The 1011-nt window shown below is 63.2% G+C and carries 2 protein-coding genes; one reads left to right on the top strand and one right to left on the bottom strand.

Annotated features, from left to right (window positions below; translation table 11 throughout):
• The coding region (locus ACZ5CR_RS47630) for a pentapeptide repeat-containing protein (RefSeq protein ID WP_468870332.1) at positions 1-477 on the top strand (477 nt) is incomplete at its 5' end.
• 143 nt (positions 478-620) lie between these two features.
• On the opposite strand, the gene ACZ5CR_RS47635 is transcribed toward ACZ5CR_RS47630, so the two are convergent.
• A partial coding sequence (locus ACZ5CR_RS47635; RefSeq protein ID WP_468870333.1) for a YdcF family protein occupies positions 621-1011 on the bottom strand: 391 nt, incomplete at its 5' end.

A 1011-nucleotide genomic window follows, 5' to 3' on the forward strand; every position in this document is an offset into this window, starting at 1 on the left:
AACCTGCGCGGGGCAACGCTCACCAAGGCCCACCTGGACGGGGCAACGCTCACCGAGGCCAACCTGGACGGGGCAACGCTCACCGGGGCCAACCTGACCGGGGCGAAGCTCACCAAGGCCCACCTGGACGGGGCAATACTCACCAACGCCTACCTAAGCGAAGCGACACTCACGGACGCCGACCTAACCGGGGCAACACTCACCGAGGCCCACTTGGACGGGGCGATACTCACCAAGGCCAACCTGCACGGCGCGGAGCTCACCAAGGCCGACCTGCGCGCCGCAGAGCTCACCAAGGCCTACCTGGTCGGGGCGGTTCTCACCCGGGCCAAGCTGCACGGGGCGATACTCACCGATGCCAAGCTGCACGGGGCAGACCTGTCGTATGTCCGAGGGTTTACTCAGCCACTTACAGAAGAGCAAACCGACTTGGCGACCTTACTTCCGCTCCAGCGTCAGCGGCCAACCACGCCATGACTGATCGCATCAGGATCGATGACACACGACCCCGAAGACGCCTGACGCAGGTGGGCGCCCCAGCGAAGATACTGCAGGGGCTCCGCCGTTTGAGGTCTGCGGTAGGCGATCTTCACACCCACCGCAGACCTCAAATGAGTCCCTCATACGACGCGATCAGAGATCAATCGGCTGGTGAAGCCTTGTGCTCGCAGTCGGTCGAACGCCTCGATGACAGACTGTGGCATCTCTAGGGTGATCATGAACCCCTGCTCGGGATAGACCACGAGCCGTTGTTGCGCCCCAACAAGCATGTCGATGACGAGCCGCGCATCCTGAATCGAGTCGGCGTACTCCGCGAACGTCATAGCCGCAGACGCACTCACCCACGTGACGTCTGGCCAGACCTTGCATGCAGTGGCGTAGGCCCGACGCTCTTCGTACGGCTTGCTGACCAGTAGTGCAGACCCAACGGACACCCCGCGTACTTCCAGCAAGGCCCGCGACAGCGCGATGTTTTCGCCTGTGTTCCGAGCCCGTGGCTCAACGAGGATC

This window comes from Streptomyces sp. NPDC031274, assembly GCF_055570235.1.